This is a genomic window from Enterobacter sp. RHBSTW-00994 (genome assembly GCF_013782625.1).
Taxonomy (GTDB): Bacteria; Pseudomonadota; Gammaproteobacteria; order Enterobacterales; family Enterobacteriaceae; genus Enterobacter.
Genome location: NZ_CP056199.1, coordinates 1,980,798 through 2,001,013, shown reverse-complemented (window position 1 = coordinate 2,001,013; position 20,216 = coordinate 1,980,798). Strand labels below are relative to the sequence as shown.

Below are 20,216 nucleotides of genomic sequence, written 5' to 3'. Positions count from 1 at the left end.
CCTATACCCCAAAGCTTTCGCCGCAGCCGCATTCGTTCTGGGCTTTCGGGTTATGAAATTTGAATAACTGGTTTAAACCTTCACGCACGTAATCGACCTCCGTCCCGTCGATAAAAGGCATCGCCTGTAGCGCGACGAACAGTTTTGCGCCGTCGGTTTCAAACACCAGATCGTCTTTGTCGGGTTCAGTGACGGTATCCAGCACATAGCCGAACCCGGCACAACCGGTCTGCTTAACGCCTAAACGGACGCCCAGAAGCTCGGGCTTTTTTGCCACCAGCTCGTGGATATGCGCAGCTGCCGCCGGCGTGAGCGTTAAACCTCGCCAGGCAAAATCAGCGGGATTGAAGGTTTCTGAATGCAATTCCATAGGTCCACCTCATCTGTTGAGCCTCAAGGGCATAAACACCATGTTAGTGATAACGATTATCACTTCAACCCCCTGACAGCAGGGGCTTTCCGCTAAATCGCCCTTTTTGGCTACTTTTAATAAGCATAGACCCTGTCAGGACAGCTCGGTGGAATGGATTTAATTGTTCAATACATTGATTAATAATGCATTTAACATTCTAAAGGCAGGCTTTTTCGGGAAAAGTAAAATATGTATCGGAAATGCCTATTTTTGAGATAGGGTGCAAAAAATGCGCTATCCCCGCTAATTTCATCAAAATCAGTGAGTTGGTATTTTCAAGGATAATCAGATTATCGACATTTTTGATCCTTTTTATCACGCCAGCGACTCCCGTTATTGAATTCATCGCTGTATATTTGTTTATATATCGATTAAACAAAAACAGGGAATCGTAATGAATCTGTACATGTTTTACGTCGGCGGAAACGCAGGAAAATCGAATATCGAAGTCCATGACATTCAGTTTGTTGCAGCAAAGACGCCAGAAGACGCCTGGCCGGCATTGCGGGAAGCGTGGTTTGGTGACAAGGATAAGATCCACATTGATGGCTATAGCCGTATCACCTGGGCCGATGGTTATTCCGTCACCCTCTCTGACCAACCAGCCCCATCAGCGAAAAAACTCTTTTTTGTGAATGCTGGCGGATACCGCCCTGACACACTGGCTGAATTACATGAATTTGACCTTTTTGTCGCAGACAGCGCGCAAGAGGCAAAACAAAAGGCGCTGTCAACCCTGCTCTGCGGTGTCGACCAGCAGCACAAAGATAACCTGAAAGAGGTGGATGACTGCCTGTTACTTGAAAAGCTTGGTAATTTATTTGTTCATCTTACGCCGAACGCGACAGGCCGCCGGGTCAGGCCAGAGTGGCAAGGCTATCAGCCAATTGGTCTTTAACGCGACCCGTATAGCAGTAAGACATTCATCCTCACTTTAATGCGAACCTGAGCGGCGGTTTTATGCCGCCTGTTTGTGCAATTCCTCACATCGTCATTTATGTCGAGTGTCATGTCGACTGGTTTCATCAGACATAAAATTCTCAATAAAATTAATAAATTAAATACTGGCATGATTCGTGCTTAAACGATTGGTCAGAGAATGCTGGCTCATACAATGGAATCTCATGATGCGGCTCCCGGCTTATCGGAGCCGTATCACTTCATTTCTTAACAGGTCTGTTATTGATGAAAAAAATCGCAAGCGTCTGCCCATACTGCGGTGCGGGCTGCAAACTGAATCTTGTCGTTGAAAATAACCGTATTATCCGTGCCGAGGCCGCAAATGGCGTAACCAACCAGGGCACGTTGTGCCTGAAAGGGTTTTACGGCTGGGATTTTCTCAACGACACCCGTCTCCTGACCCCACGTTTAACGCAACCCATGATCCGCTATAACAAAGGTGATGCCTTCACGCCGGTCACCTGGGAAGAAGCTATCCGCTATACCGCAAGCAAGCTCAGTGCCATCAAAGCACAGTTTGGCCCCCGGTCGATCATGACGACCGGCTCCTCCAGAGGCACGGGCAACGAAACCAACTATGTGATGCAGAAATTTGCCCGCGCGGTATTGAATACTAACAACGTCGATTGTTGCGCTCGCGTGTGTCACGGCCCCTCTGTCGCCGGATTGCAGGAGACTCTCGGCAATGGCGCGATGAGCAACTCAATTAATGATATTGAAAACTCAAAATGCCTGTTGGTGTTTGGTTACAACTGTGCCGATTCACACCCTATTGTCGCCAGACGCGTACTTAAAGCCCGTGAAAATGGGGCGAAAATCATTGTCTGCGATCCTCGCAGGATTGAAACGGCACGCATTGCCGATCAACACCTCCAGTTGAAAAACGGCAGCAATATGGCGCTGGTCAATGCCTTCGGTTATGTACTGCTGGAAGAAGAGTTGTACGATAAAAACTATGTGGCACGCTTTGCCGAAGGGCTCGACGCATATCGCCAGACGGTAAAAGACTATGCGCCTGAGAAGGTCGAGCACCTGACCGGTATCCCGGCAAGAGATGTGCGCCAGGCGATGCGTACCTTCGCAGCCGCCCCATCCGCTACGGTGATGTGGGGCATGGGAGTCACCCAGTTTGGTCAGGCGGTTGATGTGGTCAAAGGGCTTTCCAGCCTGGCGCTTCTCACCGGCAATCTGGGTCGCCCGGCAGTCGGCGTTGGCCCGGTTCGTGGTCAGAACAACGTTCAGGGTGCGTGTGATATGGGCGTTCTGCCCAATATGTTCCCCGGCTATCAGGATGTCACCGACCCGGATGTTCGCCAGAAATTTGCCGATGCCTGGGGGATCGATGCCAGCAAAATGGACGATCGCGTCGGAACACGCATTACCGAAGTGCCTCATCTCGCACTTGAAGGCAAGGTCAAAGCCTATTACATCATGGGCGAAGATCCGCTCCAGACTGAGGCCGATCTTGGTCTGGTACGTAGCGGCTTTGAGGCGCTCGATTTCGTGGTCGTGCAGGACATCTTTATGACCAAAACGGCCGAAGTGGCCGACGTACTGCTTCCGGCAACGTCCTGGGGGGAACACGGCGGCGTTTTCACCTGCGCTGATCGCGGATTCCAGCGTTTTGGTCAAGCCATCGAAGCCAGCGGGAATGTAAAGCGTGACTGGGACATTATCAGCCTTCTCGCCACCGAGATGGGCTACCCAATGCACTATGACTCCAACCAGCAGATCTGGGATGAGATGCGCGACCTGTGCCCACTGTTTTACGGAGTTACTTACGAAAAAATGGGTGAGATGGGGCATGTTCAGTGGCCATGCCCAACGCTTGATCATCCCGGCACGCCGTATTTGTATAAAGACAACCAGTTCGATACCCCAAGCGGAAAAGGACAGCTTTTTGCCGCCGCCTGGCGTGCACCTGCGGAAGTCCCTGATAGTGACTATCCATTAGTCCTTTGCACCGTCCGCGAAGTGGGTCACTACTCCTGTCGTTCCATGACCGGTAACTGTGCTGCGCTGCAAAGCCTGGCCGACGAGCCAGGACGGGTCCAGATGAACCCTGCAGATGCTGAAAAACTTGGCATTCGTGATGGACAACTGGTGTGGGTGCGTTCCCGCAGAGGTAAAGTCATTACACGCGCCAGTATCAGCGAGCGCATCAATACAGGTGCGGTTTACATGACGTATCAGTGGTGGATTGGAGCCTGTAACGAACTGACGCAGGACAATCTCGACCCTATCTCCAAAACGCCGGAAACCAAATATTGTGCGGTACAACTGGAGGCGATTCAGGACCAGCGCTGGGCTGAAGATTTTGCTGCGTCCAGCTACCAAACGATGAAAACGCGGTTGATTAACGCAGTCAATGTCTGACGGGCTTGCCGGGTAGCGCTTGCTACCCGGCAGTATTGCTACTCCTGACTCTTCTCTTTCGCTTCCAGTTCACGATACCAGCGAGGATGGTGTTTCTTCGCCCAGCGACGGCTGACTTTGCCCTCAATCATGCCGGTAATCGAGCCCTTCACCCAGAACGCCATATAGATGTGGATCAGAATAGCGTGAATCAGCACGATGGCAGCCGTGGCATGAATCAGCAGGCTCCAGCGCACCAGTTTGACCGGGAAATAATGAGCAAACCAGGGACGCCAGATAATGATGCCCGTCGCCAGCAGGACGAAGATCAGGCTCATGATGCTCCAGAACATCATCTTCTGACCGGCATTATATTTACCGACATCCGCCACTTTATGTTCGTTGCCTTTCAGCACCTCAACAATCCCTTTAACCCAGGGAATATCCTGTTTATCGGGAATGTTGTGATGCACAAAACGCACAAACATAAACATCAGCAAGACGAAGATCAGCACGCCGAAAAACGGGTGCAAAATACGCCCCATCTGCGGTGTGCCAAAGGTTTCGGTCAGCCATTGCAGCGTTGGGAAAAAGAGCGCAATGCCGGAGAGCGACACCAGAAAGAAGCTGATCACCACTGTCCAGTGACACGCGCGATCGATAAACGTCGTGCGCAGGATCATTTTGCTTTTACTCATGATCGTTCTCCTCTTCGTCGTCATCCGTCTCTTTATTTGGCCCCACACCGATATAGTGATAAATCAGCCCTGCAAAGGTGGCGATAAACCCGGCGGCAGAGAGTGGTTTAAGAACCCCTTTCCACAGATTCACCGGCACGTCGATTTTCGGCTCATTGGGCAAATTGTGGTACAGCTCCGGCTGGTCAGCATGATGCAACACGTACATGACGTGTGTCCCACCGACACCCTGCGGGTTATAGACGCCTGCGTGGTGGTAACCGCGTTTTTTCAACTGCTCAACGCGAGATCCGCCCAGCTCCAGCATCTCTTTTTTAGTCCCGAAATGAATCGCCCCGGTCGGGCAGGTTTTCACGCAGGCAGGCTCTTGCCCGACGCTGACCCTGTCGACGCAGAGCGTGCACTTGTAGACACGGTTATCATCCGGGTTAAGACGCGGAATGTTGAACGGGCAGCCTGCGATACAGTAACCACAGCCAATACAGTGTTCAGACTGAAAATCCACGATCCCGTTGGCATACTGGATGATCGCCCCCGCAGACGGGCAGGCCTTCAGGCAGCCAGGCTCTGCACAATGCATGCAGCCGTCTTTGCGGATTAGCCACTCCAGCTTGTCGTTTTGCGTGGTTTCGCTAAAGCGCATCACCGTCCAGGATTTAGCACTCAAATCCATTGGATTGTCGTAAACACCTTCGCAATACCCGACGTCATCGCGAATATCGTTCCACTCCGAACACGCCACCTGACACCCTTTACAGCCAATGCAGGTGGAGACATCGATAAGTTTTGCGACCTCTGCTCTGAAGTCACGCGCCTGAGGTGGCGGCGTCATGCTGTTCGTGGCCGAGCGTTTAATAATATCTTGTGATTGCATGGACATACGCGGCCTCCCTTACGCCTTCTCGATGTTAACCAGAAACGCCTTGTACTCAGGCGTTTGTGAGTTTGCGTCACCTACCGATGGCGTCAGCGTGTTCGCCAGGAAGCCTTTGCGCGTCGCCCCTTCGAACCCCCAGTGGCACGGAATGCCGATAGTGTTAACGTGATGCCCATCAATAGTCAGGGTTTGCAGGCGTTTGGTGACCACCGCTTTAGCTTTGATAAAGCCGCGTTTCGACATCACCTTCACCGTATCACCGGCCACAATGCCCTTTTCCTGAGCCAGCGTTTCGCCGATCTCAATAAACTGATCCGGCTGGGCAATCGCGTTAAGCCGCGCATGCTTGGTCCAGTGGCGGAAAAGTTCGGTAATGGAATAGGTTGTCGCGACATACGGGAACGCATCTGCTTTGCCCATATTGGCCATATCGTCCCTGAAAATACGGGCGACAGGGCTGGAGACCACATTCGGGTGCAGCGGGTTAGTACCAATAGGCGATTCGATCGGTTCGTAGTGTTCCGGGAACGGGCCGTCGTTCATTTTGTCGATGGAGAACAGGCGTGCGACCCCTTCCGGGTTCATGATAAACGGCCCTACGTGGCTCCCCGGTGCAGACGCATTGAAATCGGCCACGTCCATCCCGGACCATTTTTTGCCGTCCCAGTGCAGCAAGGCGCGTTTGGCATCCCAGGGTTTACCCGCGGGATCGGCCGATGCGCGGTTATACAGAATGCGACGGTTGGCAGGCCACGACCACGCCCAGCCGGGCGTGCAACCCAGCCCATACGGATCGCTGTTATCACGGTTCGCCATCTGGTTGCCCTGCTCCGTCCAGCTACCGCAGTACACCCAGCAGTAGCTGCTGGTTGAACCATCATCACGTAGCTGTGCAAAGCTGCTGAGCTGTTGACCTTTTTTCGCAATCAACTGACCTTTGTCATCGAACAGATCGGCGAGTGCGATACCGTTGGCTTCACGGGCGATCTCTTCCGGGTGCGGATCGCGGGGATTTTTATACTCCCACGACATGTTCAGCACCGGCTCGGGATTTGCACCGCCTTCCTGCTGGTACAACTCACGCAGGCGCATAAACAGGCGGCCCAGAATCTTACCGTCATGCATCGCCTCTCCTGGCGGTTCTGCCGCTGCCCAGTGCCACTGCAGCCAGCGCCCCGAGTTCGCGATCGACCCATCTTCTTCAGCAAAACAGGATGACGGCAGGCGGAACACTTCGGTCTGAATATCCGCCGGGTTCACGTCGTTCATCTCACCGTGATGCTGCCAGAACGTTGAAGATTCAGTGACCAGCGGATCGATGACCACCATGTATTTCAGTTTTGCGAGCGCACGGGAAGACTTGTTCTTGTCCGGGAATGCCGCCAGCGGGTTAAAGCCCTGCACGATATAGCCGTTAATTTTCCCTTCCAGCATCAGCTCAGCCTGGGTCATCACGTCGTACAGGCGATCCCACTTCGGTAACCAGTCGTAGCCCCAGTTATTTTCCGCTGTGGCATGCTCTCCCCAGAAACTTTTCATCATGCTGATGAAAAATTTCGGCGTGTTTTGCCAGTAGTTCACTTCATTCAGCCCCAGTGACGGCGGCGTAATTTGCGAAATATAGGTTTGATAGTCCGGCTGTTTTTCAGACGGAAGAGGCATATAACCCGGTAGATTGGTTGAGAGCAGTCCCAGGTCGGTATAGCCCTGAATATTGGAGTGGCCGCGCAGGGCGTTGACACCGCCTCCCGCCATGCCAATGTTTCCCAGCAACAGTTGCAGCATCGCTGCCGCTCGGATGATCTGCGCCCCTGCGGAATGGTGTGTCCAGCCAAGAGCATAGAGAATGGTTGCGGTACGATCGGGGACGCTGGTACTGGCCAGAATGTCGCAGATGCGGGTAAAGTCCGCGATGGAGGTTCCGCACAGGCGGTTAACCATCTCTGGCGTATAACGATCGACATGTGCCTTCAGCAGGTTCCACACACAGCGTGGATGGCTGAGTGTCTCATCACGCAGGGCATTCCCCTGCGCATCCAGCTGATAGAACCAGCTTGATTTATCATACTGGCGCTTGTTGGCGTCATACCCACTGAACAGGCCGTCGTCGAAAGTGTAATCCTCGCGGATCAGCAGGCTGGCATTGGTATAGGCCCGGACATATTCGTGCTGAATAGCATCATGCTCAATAAGGTAGCGGATTGCGCCCAGCAGGAATGCTGTATCAGAGCCTGCGCGGATCGGCGCGTAAAGATCGGCAACCGCAGCACTGCGGTTAAAACGTGGATCAACCACCACCACCGTGGCATCATTTTTGGTTTGGGCTTCAATCACCCATTTAAACCCGACCGGATGCGCTTCTGCGGCGTTACCGCCCATGATCAGCACCACGTTGGCATTTTTGATATCGACCCAGTTATTGGTCATCGCCCCGCGACCAAAAGTTGGCGCCAGCGCGGCAACCGTCGGCCCATGACACAAACGAGCCTGACAGTCGATGGCCGTCATCCCCAGCGCCCGGGTAAATTTACCGTCAAGAATACCGGTTTCGTTGCTGGCCGCCGATGAGCAGAGCATTCCGGTTGTCGTCCAGCGATTGACGGTTAACCCTTGTGCATTTTTCTCAATAAAATTGGCGTCACGATCCGCCTTCATCAGGCGGGCGATACGTTCAATGGCATCATCCCAGGAGATCCGCTGCCACTTATCCGACCCCGGTGCGCGATATTCGGGATACAGCAGACGGTTATCACTGTGAATGTAATCCAGCACCCCTGCCCCTTTCGGGCACAATGAGCCCCGGCTGACCGGATGGTCCGGGTCACCTTCAACGTGATAAATACTTTCCCTGACGTTTTTGGCATCGTCGCCCAGGCTATACATGAGCATGCCGCAACCGACTGAACAGTAGGTACAGTTATTACGCGTCTCTTTTGCTTTTAAGAGTTTGTATTGACGAGTTTCTGCGTGAACAGAAAAAGATGATAAGAATCCGAGAGATGCAACAGTTGTTCCTGCCATACCGCCCGCGCAGATCTTGAAGAACTGCCTCCGGCTAAGCTCCATGCTTCCTCCAGCTTAAACTTAAGACATGAAAAGGGATGGAGATTATAGGGGTATTACCACGGATAAACCATTATCCATTTATGGTTATAAGGCCATGTTCTTTCAGAGGGCTTTGAGCAGCCCTCTTCCTGACAAGACCGGGCGAGGCAGGTCAAAAAACGCCCATTTTTGCCACAACGTCATCAGAGATCTCGCGGCACATAATGGGGCAGAACTTTTTTTCGGCCAACCGGATAAGAAATAATCGTAATTCGACGTCGCTACGCAGACCAAATTTCTTCATAACCCGGTACTTATGGGTAAAAACCGTTTTATTACTGATCATCAATTCATTCGCAATCTCCAGGGTCGATTTTCCTTTATATAAGGAGCTCATAATTCGCAATTGTTGTAATGATAATGTCTGATACTGACAGTTACAGCAGTAATTATTGCTCAACTGATAATTAGGTAACTGCGTTTTGCGCCATTCCCTCAGTAAGCATTTTCTAAATTCATTTAGCGATAACCTCCGTGAAATAAAAACACTCCCCGGCAAGCAGAAAGAACATGACGGGATGGACACCCCCTCATCATTCACCAACACTATTATTATCCCCGTCTTCCGAGCCTTTAATTCAGAAAAGCAGGATTCACATTCTTCAAGTGGTACAGAGAGTATGATAATATCAGCCCAACAAATACTCTCTGGGTTAAGTTCAATACTAAAACATGTGCCTTGTTGAAATTCATCAAAAAAAATATCCGCCAAAAAACAGTACAGACCGTGACGGTAAAGAACATTAGGTTCTTTTATTACAATATTAATCATGGATAATATCATCTCATAATGGAAATATTATTATTCGATAACCACTGCGGGTCAATTATATTGAATTATCAACACCACAACTGCGTTAATCGTTCCAGGCCTGACGTGACCAGCAGATGAATAGGCGCGTGCCTGCATCGCAATAGAGACAGACCTGTCCTTATCTACTGTTTGGGTGATACTGGAACCGACACCTTTAAGGCGATGGGTACGAGAATCGGTTAACGCAATTGCAATCTGCGTTGCCGTTCCATGATTTAAATAATAATCTCCCCCAGCCGTTGTGTCCGCGACACCTGCAAAAATCACCGTCACACTTTGAGTAGAAATGGGACATTGGGTGAACGCCAGTTTAAAAGGAACCGATTCCGACGACGACATCGGCGTGGCCATATTTATTGCCTGAATAGAACCAAGATTAACGTTAAGTGCCTTATTCCCTCCATTAAATACACAAGGTGATGCAACGATATTCCCCGTTATATTAACATTGACAGTATCCGCCGAAAAAACAAGCCGGGAAAATAAGCAAAAAACAAAAAGGAGTGTTTTTTTTGCCATTTTATATTGATTACTGGTACGTTAAATTGAGTGTGGCAGAGGCATTAGCCGTGCCTGGCGTAACTGACGCCAGGGTCTGGTAATACCGCGCCGTTAACGGAAACGTTTCATGACCTGTGGCTGATGATTTCAATCGTATTTTACTGTTCAGCACCAATGGTTTCCCATTATATAAAAGCTGTACGCCAACGCCTTTTGCTGTTTCCTGCTGTCCCTGTCCCGTTAATGACAATACGCTAGTGGCATTGATATCTGGGTTTTTCACGCCACTGATTGAAAGATTGATATTTGTCCCTTCATTACAGGTTAAGCCTAAATTTTGCGTATTTTGTACACCGGGCAGATGAGTCCCAGGGGATGACCCAAATGCGGAAACCGGAACATTACCCAAGGGAAAATTCAGTTGTTTCGTATTAACACTGCATGCCACGACATTTATGCGCCCTCCGGTAATCATGGTGGTAAGCCCATTAACAAATGCACCGCGTCTGTCTTTAACCGCGATCACACCTAACACACCAGAATTGAGTAACCCCGGAGATACTGGCCCTGTGACAATTAATTCAACCTTTCCTCCAAACCATTCAACATAGGATGTTCTCATCGGATATGGAAATGTTGTACCCGGATTATCAAAAAATTTACCGGAAGAAAAGCGAATACCAACGCCACTGATATTCGTATCATAAACATGATCCCCATAACTACTGCGTATTGCATTGTAATATCGCATGCTAAAGCGAAGCGTCAACGTGCCAAAGCAGCGCTCAAGGTAAGATTTTGTACTGGTTGCTTTTTGTGAGAATAAAACCGTACCGACTGCTGCATCACGTTGAACAGTAATAGTTCCAATAGAAATCGTCGATGTTTTAGGAAAAATAAGTAAACATGTGCTGGCGAAGACGGGAGAACAACCGATGATAATACCGGTCAGGCAACATAATATTAAAACTCTCACCGGTCTGTACTCCCACGGCAATAAGTGCTCATTTCAGTGATCCCACCAAATGAACGCTGCTCTGGTAATTGATATTCCACAATACAGCGTTGCGACGGCTGCCGTCCCCACACTACCGTAAGTTGTCCTTTTTCTTTCAAGCCAGAGAGATATACCTGCCCTTTATCACCAACAATAAAATGACGGTTTTCATCTCCGGATATTTTCAGGATAGCGCCAAAGGGCAGAGGGCGGTGTTGATTCTTCAGCGTCATCAGTACCCGTCGTCCGACATGGGTAATGTAATCAGCACTAACAACAGCACCTCTTGTCGGTATTATCGTCTGGCTATTTAATTCAAGTTCAATATCAGCAGGCATATTTTCCGGCTCCAGCGTGATCTCATTTTTACGATAGGCCGAAATAGCGCTGACAACGGCGAACCCACGAAAATCAGTCTTAATGCCCGACTGATTTCTGATCCCGATATCGTGTGCACCAGGCGCTTTAATCAGTACATTCGTCTCGCCAAATGGTTGAGAAAATGTCACCCCGTCTGAATGAAGTATAACCCCGCCCTGGAGACCCAGGTTTACACGCTGACTTTGTGGGTCATAACTGTATCCCGCTTTAATTTCGCTGTAGCGGGTTTTAACATCACCGCTCATACTCCCGGAATACCCTTCGCCTCGGGAACCATAACCTTGTTGCAAATTCCAGTTCAGCGCATTATTTTCCATCGCCACACCGCTAATACTGATATCGTGGTGAGTACCGTTATCAGGACGGATATTGACACTATGGCTCACCCATGTCTGTGGCAGAAATTTATCAAACGGCACATTCAGGTTAATGGCCAATATCTGGTCGTGGCCGTATTTGTGGCCTGATGAAACCATTCCGCCGCTTTGATTGTAAGTCCAGGCCAGGCTGTAACCCATATTGTGCCAGGCATTGCTATAACCCACGGAATATGACGCAGCGGATTTATCGCAATCCCAGTAATCTTCACGGGAAATACTCAACATCAACGCCCCTGCATACCGACCTAATATCTGGTTCATCGACAGTTCTGTACGGTTGCGTCGTCTGTCCTGTGGTGCATGTGTATTTCCCCAGGAGTCCAGAACGTCCTGCATATCATAATAACCACGGGTTGAATAACGGTAGGCGGCAATGGAAAAATGAGTCCTTGTACTGACCACATCTTTGCTATATCGCACCCGCCATGACTGGCCTGTAGCGTGCCGCCTGTTCTGGAGAACCGACCGACTTTGTGTTACATCGGCGGAAATAGCACCAATGCCACCCATATTTTTGCCCATGCCTGCCGTCATTGCATGATATTTAGGCGACACCTGCCCCCCTCCGTACAGCGTCAATCCTGACGATAAACCTGCAATCGCGGTAGCCTGCGCAAAAGGTGTTTTTTCTACACTGTGGTTGTAAGAACGGTACATTCCCATTGTTAGCGCATACTTTCGTCGCCCCTCGCGCTGTAAAACAGGCAATGCGGCATAGGCCACCGTATAGTGCTGATCTCTGCCATCATCTTCCCTGATCGTGACATCCAGATCGCCGGCTCCCCCCGCGGGGTACATATCCGTAATTTCAAAGGCTCCTGGCGCAACATAATTCTGGTAGATCAGATATCCATTCTGGCGAACCATCACCTGCGCATGTGTTCTTGCGATACCACGTACTACTGGCGCATACCCTTTCAGAGAATCCGGTAACATCTCCTCATCTGACGACAACTGGACTCCGCGAAAAGGCATGCTATCGAACACATCTGCGGGAGCAGAACTGTCCCCCAACACAAGTTGTGCGTTAAGGGGGATAATCGATCGCTGGGCATAGGTGTAGACCGTATCCCAGGAACGGTGTCCGGATGTATCACGCGACCAGGTCGTGTAGTGACGAAATCGCCATGCACCTATATTGATACCGGGCCGCAGGTTGGCATACTGGCTGGTGCTTAATGTGCTATTTCCCTGTTTCATCCGTGAATTTGCACCGCTCATACTGTAGTTGAGCATGAAGGCATTAATTCCTTCATCCCACAATTCAGGGGAAATATATCCTCTTGCCGGGGTGATAATCGCGGCCTGCGGCAGGCTGATCGCCAGACGCAGTGCTGCAAATTGAAAATCCGTTTCTGCCTGCGGGATCGCCTGCAGATTAGCGCAAGGGGAATGCTTCATTATTAACGTTGGGTATCGTTCGACGTTGACACCCCATCGCCTGAGTTGTCCAATATTCAGACAAGGTTTCAGTTTACGAGATCCACCGGGTCCCTTTATCGAGACAAATTCAATATCATCCGTTTCAATCTTCTGATCGTTAAGCGTAATATCCACACGATAAGTTCCTGGTCCGTATGAACCTGATTCAAAAACGGACAGATCCACTCTCTCTGTTTCCAATGAATCCAGCTCCACCAGTTCTGAATTAAAAGCACCCTGTGCATCATTACTGTTTAATGATAAAAATAGTACCGAAAGAGTAAAACAGGCCATACACACCGAGTCGCTTGCATTATCCTTCGCGGGCATCTTCATGATCATTAAATTATTACTCACGCAGTCAATTTCGTTATAAATTACAACCTGACTTTATGCATATCCCCTGCACTGCCATAATCATTGATCACACTGAATGCCACCCATGAGCCTTTTATAGCGGCTGGAAAACTAAATTCTTTAGACATACCCGGTAAAACGTATGAAACATCCTCGACGCTTTTACCATCAATGTATATCTCATTAAAATTAATGATATAACGCGTTGGGTTATGTACGTGTAAACCCCTTCCTGTGCGTGTCCAGATAAGTTTACCCGCCTGTTCTTCAGGTGAGGCGGCGCTCAGACTTTCAGGCCGGTAGATTAATTTAATGCGGGTTTTTACCGCAATCTGCAATACGTTTTCTTGCTCTATCATTGATGGAATAGTCTTAATGTTCAGCCAATATAAACTTTCGCTCACCTGAGATAGCGGGGCTGTCATCACTATACGTTCAACATTTTTTTGACCTTTATCAAGCCTATAAAGGGGAGGTGTAATAATAAATGGAACGCGCCCCTCACCTCCGTGTTCAGACTCGACCCATGACTGAATTAAATAATCAGCGTCGTCAGGATTGCTTACACTGATGGAGGCCTCTTTCCTGGCTCCATCAAAAACAACACGCGTCCCACCAATAATCACACCTGAATTCGCGACAGGAATGGCTGATGCCACAACTGTACAGGCCAGAAGTGCATTCAGAATTGACTTCATTTACACCTCTATAAATAAACAGAACGATGTACCAACGCTATTATTATTTACTTCAAGAATTTAATTATAAACAATGGAAAAGTTGGCGGAAGAATTTGCCTTACAGGAAACCACCGCGTCTACCGTTGAAATATACTGCGCATAGAAACTCAACGTGTTATCCGTCGTACCGCTAAGCACATAGGTATAATTGTTACTCCCATGCAGAGGTAAATCTGTTTTATCTGCTGCCATGAGATTGATCGCGATGCCTGTCGCAGCACCTGCGGTTGAGGTGTTAATCGCCAATAAATTACTGTTGGTGGCATCCGGTTTACCATCAAATCGTACTTTTGCATTTTTGATCGTAGTGGGGCAATTCTTCAGAACGATATCAAATTTCGTTGCTGCCGTTTTCGAACCCGCTGCTGGAAATTCTTTTTTGTAATAATCGCCCATCACCACCGCCTGATTTTGTGAAGCAACAGTCACCTCGCATGCGGAATCCAGAACATTGCCTGTAAATGTTATCGTTCCTGCTGATGCAAAAACATCAAAAACCGGGGATGTTATTCCCGTAATAACCATAAAAATTGCGATGATTTTATTCATGATGGATTTTTCCCAGATAAATAATCATTAACCCCGCAGATCTAAAATATAATGCGGAAGAGATACTTGGTGAGGGAAATCTAAACAATGCGCTCTGACAATTCAATTTGTTTTAAGGTCTAGCTGTAGACTTCATGTTATAAACATCGTTCATATCAAAATGCTGGCGTTGTCTATTTTTAGACTATGATTTTTTCCACTTATTTTTCAATGAATTAATTAATAGTGATTGAATTCTATCCCACTGTATACATTCAATTGTTATTCCATATTTCAATCAATTTTAAGATAATTCTAAGCGTTTATACGAAAACTCCCTTTTTAATGTTAACGAGGACCTCGAATGAAGGCTTTGCCAACGGAGAAGAAAAAAAGGGCATTTGAATTAAAACCCTTCGACCATATCAACAATATCATCGCTCATACGCTTCCCTTTGCTGAACACATCACGTTACCGAAAGGAGAGAATATTCATTATTATCATAATAGCACCAGGCAATGTTTTTTACTTTTACAGGGCAACCTGGCACTGCATCGCCGTTGCGATGGTACTGTCCTGAATTCAGAATCAGCACCCTTTGTTCTCGGGGTGAGTAACCAGTTTTCGTCAGAAGATCTTTATGTCAAAGTGCTTGAAAAATCTGAAATCGCGCGTATTTCCCTGGCATACTTTAACCAGATCGTTGCGAATAAAAACCTTTGGGAGAGTTTTTCGAATCTCTTAATCTACACCGCATCCAGGGCTTATGAGCATTGTGTAAAAATCGCGCAGGCATCGGCCTATGACATTATCCGCTTCCAGCTTGTGGCATTGATGAATGAGCAAGATACTTACAGAAAAAATATTACTGCGGTTGCCTATATCAAAAATCACAGCAATCTTTCTCGCAGCGGAATAATGCGTATTCTTGCCGAGCTTCGCACAGGAGAGTACATCACTATGCAGCGGGGAGTATTACTTGAAATACGTCATTTACCACGAAGATATTGAGCGGTAATGCGCTATTGCTTCTATAAGAAATGCCTGCCTTAATGATAGCGCCCCAATCAGGTAGGCCATATTAAAGGTTATCGTCTATGTTATCTGCTGCCGCACGCCGTCGCGGTTCACCCTATGCCCGGGAGTTTATTTCTCATTTGCAGCCTTTTTGTCAGGTACAAAGCTGTGTTCAAGGGAAACAGTTGGATTTTCAGGTCAATGGTCAGGGCATGTGTTATCTGATTCTCGAAGGCTCTGTGGCCGTTTATCGCCGTAAAGACACGATGCTACTTTCGACGGCAACGAGTCCCGCTATTTTTGGTGTCAGTAATCTCGCTGGCATTTTCCTCAATGATTACCTCATCACGCTAAAACCCTGTCTGCTCGGTGTGATGACGACGGATGATGTCAGTGCGGTCATCAAAGAAAAAGATTTGTGGTGTCTACTGTCGAAACAACTTATGTATGTCTGTAATCGGCTCTACCACAACATCATGCCGCAAAATGCACTTACCGCTTATGATGTCATTCGCCACCAGTTGACTGAACTGATGAGTGAAGAGGAGAGCTTTCGCCTATCCATCACGGCGGAACAATACATCAGGGATAAAACTCATCTGTCGCGGAGTGGAACCATGCGGATCCTGGCGGCCTTAAAAGCAGGAAATTACGTAAAAATGGAGGAAGGCAGGCTTATCCGAATCAATAAACTTCCTGCAAAATACTGATAAAAAAAGGCCGCAAATGCGGCCTTTATTCTGAGTTCACTTGCAAACCCTGTAATTAATGGACATGAACGCCCAGCCGCCAGGCAAAATAGATCTCTTCTTTGAGTTCATTAGAAGAGAGCGCGAGCAGGTCGGCAAACTCAAGCTCAAGTTGTTTGAGCTTTTTCAGGTACTGCGCCGGAGACAGGTTGCTCTTATCGCGACGTAAATATTCAATTGCCAGTTGGGCTGGGTTCAATTCGGTATCCATGATGTCCTCGTTTGTGTACAAAACATGAGCAGTATAACACCTTTTGCTGCCCATCTTTTGACCAAAGGCAAAACATTCGGCATGTTTACACGCTTTTAAACAACCGCAGTGGTCAGACGCGACGAGCAACACAACCGTTCCTGTTCATCCAGAATATCAATCTGCCAGACCTGATGGCGGCTCCCGGCGTGAAGCGCGCGGCAAATTCCCCGTACGCGTCCACTGCGGACAGAACGGATATGGTTGGCATTCACTTCCAGCCCAACCACCTTCTGCTCCCCTTCCGTGCACAGATAGCCAGCCACAGAACCCAGCGTTTCAGCCAGCACAACGGATGCACCGCCGTGCAACAGGCCAAAGGGTTGATGTGTGCGGCTATCAACAGGCATGGTCGCTTCCAGTTCGTTCTCGCCAATGCGCGTAAACTGGATATCCAGCAGACCGACCATGTTTCCCTCACCCATCGCATTCAGTGCCTGTAACGTCACTGCACGTTTCCAGATCATCCCATAATCTCCAGTAAAGCCTGTAACGGATGGCGCACCCCGTTACCTTCAACCCGTTTCACCTGGCTTCGGCAGGAGTAACCTGTCGCCAGACAGCGGTTGCGCGGTAAACGTTGCATCGCCTGATGCCACGACAACTCATAAATCCCCAATGAATTGCTATGGTTTTTGACCTCATGTCCGTAGGTTCCCGCCATACCACAGCACCCCACGCTGACGTTCTCCAGTTTTGCACCGAAACGGGCAAAAATTGAGGCCCACTGAGAGGGCGCACCCGGCAATGCGGTCACTTCAGTACAGTGACCAAACAGATACCAGGACTCACCACTGACATCCGTGGTTGCAGTTTGCTGCAAAGCCGCCGGTAGCCACTCGTGCACCAGCATGACGTGGAAATCGCCACGTTTATCGCCCAGCGTTTGCTTGTATTCATCGCGATAACAGAGCACCAGCGCCGGATCAACACCCACCATCGGCATACCCAGTTCTGCCACGCGATTTAAGAAGTCTGACGTTTTCTGTGCGGTTTTTGCAAAACGGTTCAGGAAGCCCTTAATGTGCTGCGCTTTGCCATTCGGTGAGAATGGCAACACAACGGGCTGATAGCCCAAGCGTTCAACCAGGCGGACAAAATCGGCCACCACCTGCGCATCGTAGTAGCTGGTAAAGGGATCCTGCACCACCAGCACAACATTCTCTTTTTGCTCAGGGTTGAGCGCCTCAAGCTGCTCCAGCGTCATGTTTGCTGAGCGATGCCCGACCAATTGACGTTGCAACGACGGCGTCGACAGCAAAGGCAGATCCACCATGCCGATATGTTTTTCGGAAAGCTTGCGCACCAGCGGCTGATTGATAAAGAAGTTGAACGTCTTTGGCGCTCGCGCCATCAGCGGGGCATAACTTTCGACGGTTGCCACCAGATGATCGCGCATCGGACGGAGATAGCGCGTGTGATAAAGCTGCAGGAAGCGTGAGCGAAACTCCGGGACGTCGATTTTGATCGGGCACTGGGTCGAACACGCCTTACAGGCCAGACACCCTGACATCGCCTCTTTGACTTCATGCGAGAAATCGTATTCGCCTTTACGGGCATGCCAGCTGTTGCGGGTTCGCTCTATAAGCGTGCGCAGGCTGGCTCCTTTCTCGGGAAGCTCACTTTCAAGTTTCAGTGGGTCAACACCCCGATCGGCCAACAAGCGGAGCCATTCACGTACCAGCGTGGCGCGACCTTTTGGCGAGTGGATGCGGTTGCTGGTGATTTTCATCGACGGACACATCGGGCTTTTCACATCGAAGTTAAAGCACAGCCCGTTGCCGTTACATTCCATTGCGCCGCGCCATGAGGAACGCACTGCAATCGGGATTTGCCGGTCATACGTGCCGCGCTTCACGGCATCAACCCGCAACATTGGGGAGTCGACACCTTCCGGCGGACAAATCTTGCCAGGGTTAAGGCGGTTTTGAGGATCGAATGCCGCTTTCACTTTACGCAGTTCAGCATACAACTGCTCACCGAAGAACGCCGGGCTATACTCCGCACGGAAACCTTTACCGTGCTCGCCCCACAACAAACCACCGTATTTTGCGGTTAACGCGACCACGTCGTCAGAGATCTGTTTCATCAGGATCTCTTGCTGCGGGTCGCACATATCCAGTGCCGGACGCACGTGCAATACTCCGGCGTCCACATGGCCAAACATACCGTAGCTCAGACCGTGGCTGTCGAGTAATGCACGAAACTCCACGATGTAATCCGCCAGATGTTCCGGCGGTACGCAAGTATCTTCCGCAAACGGAATGGGTTTCGCCGCACCTTTGGCGTTACCCAGTAAGCCCACGGCTTTTTTACGCATCGCATAAATACGTTCAATGCCCGAAAGATCGTTACACAACTGCCAGCCAATAACGCCGCCTTCACCCGTCCCGATAAGTTCGTCGAGACGCTGGCACAGCGTGCTGACCTGGCTTTCAATCAGCTGTGCGTCATCACCTGCAAATTCAACAATGTTCAGCCCAAGCATCTCTTTATCCGGCACATCCGTGATCAACTCATTCACGGAGTGCCAGACAATGTCTTCTCGCGCCAGATTGAGCACTTTTGAATCGACGGTTTCCACCGACAGCGCGCGCGCGTCAACCATAAACGGCGCATTGCGCAGCGCAGAATCAAAGGAGTTGTATTTGACGTTGACCAGGCGACGCACCTTCGGCAGGCGAGTGATATCCAGTCGCGCCTCGGTGATAAAGGCCAGTGTTCCTTCAGAACCGGTCAATACGCGGGTTAAATCGAACTGGCTGAGATCGTCATTAAAGACATGACGCAGGTCGTAACCGGTTAAGAAGCGGTTCAGTTTCGGGAATTTGTCGAGGATCAGTTGGCGGTTATCGCGACAACGTTGCAGTACGGTGCGGTAAATTCGCCCGCTCGCCGTGTTATCCTGGCCCAGGGTTTCTGCGAGCTGTACCGGCATCGGCTGAGTATCGAGGATGTCTCCCCCCAGCAGAACCGCGCGAACGCCCATAACGTGATCGGAGGTTTTACCGTAAACCAGAGAACCCTGCCCGGACGCATCGGTGTTGATCATACCGCCAATTGTTGCCCGGTTACTGGTCGAAAGCTCCGGCGCAAAAAAGTAGCCATAAGGTTTTAGGTATTGATTAAGCTGGTCTTTGATCACGCCCGCTTCAACACGCACCCAACCCTCTTCAGGGTTGATCTCAATAATGCGGTTCATGTAGCGCGACATATCAATGATGATGCCCTGATTTAGAGCCTGGCCATTTGTGCCCGTGCCGCCACCGCGAGGAGTGAAAATCAGAGAAGTGAATCGCTCTTGTGCCGCGAGACGGGCAATCAGCGCCACATCTGCAGTAGAGCGTGGAAAAACGACGGCATCGGGAAGTAGCTGGTAGATACTGTTATCGGTCGCCATCGTCAGCCTGTCGGCATAACGTGTCGCGGTATCGCCGGTAAAACCCTGTTGCTCCAGTGCCTGCAAAAAGTTTAGCACCAGTTGAACGACGCCAGGTGCCTGAGAAATCTGTGGGATCATTACGGTCGACCCTAATAAGAGTTGTAATTCCCCTCAATAATTCGAGTGACAGGAAGGCGGCAAGTGCGTGGATCGCCGGTTAAATAGATATCGCGGTAACCGGGGGGTGAGCACACGCCGCCAACGCATCTGCAACTTGAAATATAACGGGG

17 protein-coding genes are annotated in these 20,216 nt (G+C 49.7%); 4 read left to right on the top strand and 13 right to left on the bottom strand.

Annotated features, from left to right (window positions below; genetic code table 11):
- Position 1: 1 nt before the first annotated feature.
- Positions 2–370 (bottom strand): Fe-S cluster assembly scaffold SufA, encoded by a 369-nt coding sequence (gene sufA / locus HV346_RS09590; protein WP_181623257.1) that lies wholly within the window; start codon positions 368–370, stop codon positions 2–4.
- A 436-nt stretch (positions 371–806) separates the two neighbouring features.
- On the opposite strand from sufA, the gene HV346_RS09585 reads away from it, so the two are divergent.
- Together HV346_RS09585 and fdhF are read left to right on the top strand one after the other, a co-directional pair.
- Complete coding sequence (locus HV346_RS09585) at positions 807–1,310, top strand: DUF1543 domain-containing protein (RefSeq protein ID WP_181623256.1); 504 nt, start codon at positions 807–809, stop codon at positions 1,308–1,310.
- A 287-nt stretch (positions 1,311–1,597) separates the two neighbouring features.
- Positions 1,598–3,748, top strand: a complete 2,151-nt coding sequence (gene fdhF, locus HV346_RS09580) for a formate dehydrogenase subunit alpha (protein WP_181623255.1) — start codon at positions 1,598–1,600, stop codon at positions 3,746–3,748.
- 38 nt (positions 3,749–3,786) lie between these two features.
- On the opposite strand, the gene fdnI is transcribed toward fdhF, so the two are convergent.
- The 9 genes from fdnI to HV346_RS09535 all read right to left on the bottom strand — a co-directional run bounded on the left by fdnI (position 3,787) and on the right by HV346_RS09535 (position 14,524).
- Positions 3,787–4,425, bottom strand: coding sequence for a formate dehydrogenase-N subunit gamma (gene fdnI, locus HV346_RS09575; protein ID WP_181623254.1), 639 nt, complete (start codon positions 4,423–4,425; stop codon positions 3,787–3,789).
- Complete coding sequence (fdxH, locus tag HV346_RS09570; RefSeq protein WP_181623253.1) at positions 4,418–5,305, bottom strand: formate dehydrogenase subunit beta; 888 nt, start codon at positions 5,303–5,305, stop codon at positions 4,418–4,420. The genes fdnI and fdxH overlap by 8 nt, the downstream gene beginning before the upstream one ends.
- A gap of 12 nt (positions 5,306–5,317) precedes the next feature.
- Positions 5,318–8,368 carry a formate dehydrogenase-N subunit alpha gene (fdnG, locus tag HV346_RS09565; protein ID WP_181623252.1) on the bottom strand — a complete coding sequence of 1,017 codons (3,051 nt, stop codon included), beginning with the start codon at positions 8,366–8,368 and terminating at the stop codon, positions 5,318–5,320.
- A 151-nt stretch (positions 8,369–8,519) separates the two neighbouring features.
- The gene (locus HV346_RS09560) at positions 8,520–9,179 is read right to left on the bottom strand and encodes a LuxR family transcriptional regulator (RefSeq protein ID WP_181623251.1); all 660 of its coding nucleotides are present in this window, start codon (positions 9,177–9,179) and stop codon (positions 8,520–8,522) included.
- A 51-nt stretch (positions 9,180–9,230) separates the two neighbouring features.
- On the bottom strand, positions 9,231–9,740 hold the full coding sequence (locus tag HV346_RS09555) for a fimbrial protein (RefSeq protein ID WP_181623250.1): 510 nt from the start codon (positions 9,738–9,740) through the stop codon (positions 9,231–9,233).
- Between the two features lie 10 nt (positions 9,741–9,750).
- Positions 9,751–10,698 (bottom strand): fimbrial protein, encoded by a 948-nt coding sequence (locus HV346_RS09550; protein WP_181623740.1) that lies wholly within the window; start codon positions 10,696–10,698, stop codon positions 9,751–9,753.
- Complete coding sequence (locus HV346_RS09545; protein WP_249415143.1) at positions 10,695–13,196, bottom strand: fimbria/pilus outer membrane usher protein; 2,502 nt, start codon at positions 13,194–13,196, stop codon at positions 10,695–10,697. Before HV346_RS09545 ends, HV346_RS09550 begins: the two co-directional genes overlap by 4 nt.
- Before the next feature lie 83 nt (positions 13,197–13,279).
- A complete protein-coding gene (locus HV346_RS09540) occupies positions 13,280–13,957 on the bottom strand; it encodes a fimbria/pilus periplasmic chaperone (RefSeq protein WP_181623249.1) in 678 nt (225 codons plus the stop codon).
- Positions 13,958–14,017: 60 nt separating this feature from the next.
- The gene (locus tag HV346_RS09535; RefSeq protein ID WP_249415142.1) at positions 14,018–14,524 is read right to left on the bottom strand and encodes a fimbrial protein; all 507 of its coding nucleotides are present in this window, start codon (positions 14,522–14,524) and stop codon (positions 14,018–14,020) included.
- Between the two features lie 367 nt (positions 14,525–14,891).
- Here HV346_RS09535 and HV346_RS09530 point away from each other — a divergent pair, with 367 nt between their 5' ends.
- A complete protein-coding gene (locus HV346_RS09530; RefSeq protein ID WP_181623247.1) occupies positions 14,892–15,539 on the top strand; it encodes a helix-turn-helix domain-containing protein in 648 nt (215 codons plus the stop codon).
- An 86-nt stretch (positions 15,540–15,625) separates the two neighbouring features.
- A complete protein-coding gene (locus HV346_RS09525; RefSeq protein WP_181623246.1) occupies positions 15,626–16,255 on the top strand; it encodes a winged helix-turn-helix transcriptional regulator in 630 nt (209 codons plus the stop codon).
- 55 nt (positions 16,256–16,310) lie between these two features.
- Here the strand turns inward: HV346_RS09525 and HV346_RS09520 are convergent, their stop codons facing one another.
- The 3 genes from HV346_RS09520 to HV346_RS09510 form a co-directional block, all read right to left on the bottom strand.
- Positions 16,311–16,505: a YdiH family protein gene (locus HV346_RS09520; protein WP_181623245.1), complete on the bottom strand. Its 195-nt coding sequence runs from the start codon at positions 16,503–16,505 to the stop codon at positions 16,311–16,313.
- Positions 16,506–16,600: 95 nt separating this feature from the next.
- Positions 16,601–17,011, bottom strand: coding sequence for a 1,4-dihydroxy-2-naphthoyl-CoA hydrolase (gene menI, locus HV346_RS09515; protein ID WP_042715638.1), 411 nt, complete (start codon positions 17,009–17,011; stop codon positions 16,601–16,603).
- Positions 17,008–20,064: an FAD-binding and (Fe-S)-binding domain-containing protein gene (locus HV346_RS09510; RefSeq protein WP_181623244.1), complete on the bottom strand. Its 3,057-nt coding sequence runs from the start codon at positions 20,062–20,064 to the stop codon at positions 17,008–17,010. The genes menI and HV346_RS09510 overlap by 4 nt, the downstream gene beginning before the upstream one ends.
- Positions 20,065–20,216 lie beyond the last annotated feature (152 nt).